Genomic DNA, 2,994 nt, shown 5'->3' with positions numbered 1-2,994 from the left:
CCTTCAGGTTATGAGCCTGACGAGCTACCGGGCTGCTCCACCCCGCGGTGGTGAGGGGTGACTGGAAGACCTGGCGGCGACCGACTTTCCCGTGCCTTGAGGCACAGTATCATGGGCGCTGGGGGTTTTCACGGCCGAGTTCGGGATGGGATCGGGTGGATCATTCCCCGCCATGGCCACCAGGTCATCCAGTCATCCCGTTTTATGGGGCTGAGAGGATGTGATGGGTTGGTGCTGTTTCTGTGTTGAAGAGTGGATGACTGCTGTGCATGTGTGATGCCCTTTTGAGGGGGCGATGGAATGAGCCTGTTGGGCGATTAGGACCAGTTAGCTGCACGCATTACTGCGCTTCCACACCTGGCCTATTGACGTGATGGTCTATCACGGCCCTCGGGGAGACCTTGTTTTGAGGTGGGTTTCCCGCTTAGATGCTTTCAGCGGTTATCCCGTCCACACTTAGCTACCCGGCTGTGCCGCTGGCGCGACAACCGGTGCACCAGAGGTATGTTCATCCCGGTCCTCTCGTACTAGGGACAAATCCTCTCAAGTCTCCAACACCCACGGCAGATAGGGACCGAACTGTCTCACGACGTTCTAAACCCAGCTCACGTACCACTTTAATCGGCGAACAGCCGAACCCTTGGGACCTGCTCCAGCCCCAGGATGTGATGAGCCGACATCGAGGTGCCAAACCTCCCCGTCGATGTGGACTCTTGGGGGAGATCAGCCTGTTATCCCTAGAGTACCTTTTATCCGTTGAGCGATGGCCCTTCCACGCGGGACCACCGGATCACTATGGCCGACTTTCGTCTCTGATCGAGCTGTCACTCTCACAGTCAGGCGGGCTTATGCCATTGCACTCGACAGTCGGTTTCCGACCGACCTGAGCCCACCATCGCGCGCCTCCGTTACACTTTGGGAGGCGACCGCCCCAGTCAAACTGCCCACCATGCAGGGTCCCGGACCTGGCTAACAGGCCTCGGTTAGACATCAGAAACAGTCAGGGTGGTATTTCAAGGATGGCTCCACCGGAACTGGCGCCCCGGTTTCAAAGCCTCCCACCTATCCTACACAGAATGTCTCTGATGCCACTGCAAAGCTGCAGTAAAGGTTCATAGGGTCTTTCCGTCTGACCGCGGGTACCCCGCATCTTCACGGGGAATTCAATTTCGCTGAGCCGATGCTGGAGACAGCGGGGAAGTCGTTACGCCATTCGTGCAGGTCGGAACTTACCCGACAAGGAATTTCGCTACCTTAGGACCGTTATAGTTACGGCCGCCGTTTACCGGGGCTTCAATTCGGTGCTTGCACACCTCCTCTTAACCTTCCGGCACCGGGCAGGCGTCAGGCCGTATACGTCGTCTCTCGACTTCGCACAGCCCTGTGTTTTTACTAAACAGTCGCTACCCCCTGGTCTGTGCCACCCGCCAATGGTTGCCCACTGACGGGTCTTGCTTATCCCGAAGTTACGCAAGTAATTTGCCTAGTTCCTTCAGCATCGTTCTCTCAAGCGCCTTGGTATTCTCTACCAGTCCACCTGTGTCGGTTTCGGGTACGGTCTATATGCCAGAGCTATTTCCTGGAATACTCCAAAAGCCGGATCAATCCGATAAGACCCGACAACATATTGTATTCGTCACTTCTGGCAGGCCCGGGAATATTTGCCCGGTTTCCATCGACTACGGCTTTCGCCCTCGCCTTAGGGGCCGGCTCACCCTGCGCGGATTAACCTTGCGCAGGAACCCTTGGACTTTCGGCGACAGTGTTTCTCGCACTGTTTGTCGCTACTCATGTCAGCATTCGCACTTCCGATATCTCCAGAGAGGGTCACCCCGTCTCCTTCACAGACCTACGGAACGCTCCGCTACCGCGCATACATAGTATGCACCCACAGCTTCGGCACGTGGCTTGAGCCCCGTTACATTTTCGGCGCAGGGTTTCTATTAGACCAGTGAGCTATTACGCTTTCTTTAAAGGATGGCTGCTTCTAAGCCAACCTCCTGGTTGTTTTGGAATCCCCACATCCTTTCCCACTTAGCCACGATTTGGGGGCCTTAGCTGGTGGTCTGGGCTGTTTCCCTCTCGACAATGGACCTTAGCACCCACTGTCTGTCTGCCTGGCTCATACTTCCGGGTATTCGGAGTTTGGTTAGGTTTGGTAAGGCTTTGGGCCCCCCTAGCCCATCCAGTGCTCTACCCCCCGGGGTAATACCAGACGGTCTACCTCAATAGATTTCGCGGAGAACCAGCTATTTCCGAGTTTGATTGGCCTTTCACCCCTAGCCACAGCTCATCCCCGACTTTTTCAACAGGCGTGGGTTCGGCCCTCCAGTGCGTGTTACCGCACCTTCAGCCTGGCCATGGCTAGATCACTCGGTTTCGGGTCTTCTGCCAGCAACTCGTCGCCCTATTCAGACTCGCTTTCGCTGCGCCTACACCTATCGGCTTAAGCTTGCTGCAAACAGAAACTCGCTGACCCATTATACAAAAGGTACGCCGTCACCCCATAAGAGGCTCCGACTGCTTGTAGGCATTCGGTTTCAGGTCTCTTTCACTCCCCTCGTCGGGGTGCTTTTCACCTTTCCCTCACGGTACTTGTTCACTATCGGTCACCAGGGAGTATTTAGGCTTGGAGGGTGGTCCCCCCATGTTCAGACAGGATTTCACGTGTCCCGCCCTACTCAAGGATCATTCCTGACACTACGCATACGGGGCTATCACCCGCTATGGCCGGACTTTCCATTCCGTTCTGCTTCTTCAGAAATGACCACTGGCCTGTTCCGCGTTCGCTCGCCACTACTAGCAGAATCTCAATTGATGTCTTTTCCTCCGGGTACTTAGATGTTTCAGTTCCCCGGGTTCGCCTCATGTCCCTATGTATTCAGAACATGATACCCATCGCTGGGTGGGTTTCCCCATTCAGATACCCACGGATCAAAGCCTGCTCGCGGCTCCCCATGGCTTTTCGCAGCGTGCCACGTCTTTCATCGCCTC

At 55.7% G+C, this 2,994-nt stretch carries 2 rRNA genes (1 of these 2 running past the window's edge); both read right to left on the bottom strand.

Annotated elements, in window-relative coordinates:
• Window positions 1-68: 68 nt before the first annotated feature.
• A 5S ribosomal RNA gene (gene rrf / locus CFR80_RS16750) occupies window positions 69-184 on the bottom strand.
• Between the two features lie 113 nt (window positions 185-297).
• Window positions 298-2,994, bottom strand: a 23S ribosomal RNA gene (locus CFR80_RS16745); it runs 42 nt beyond the window's last position.

The organism is Komagataeibacter oboediens (genome assembly GCF_003207815.1).
GTDB lineage: Bacteria > Pseudomonadota > Alphaproteobacteria > Acetobacterales > Acetobacteraceae > Komagataeibacter > Komagataeibacter oboediens.
This window is presented reverse-complemented; position numbering and strand designations above follow the sequence as displayed.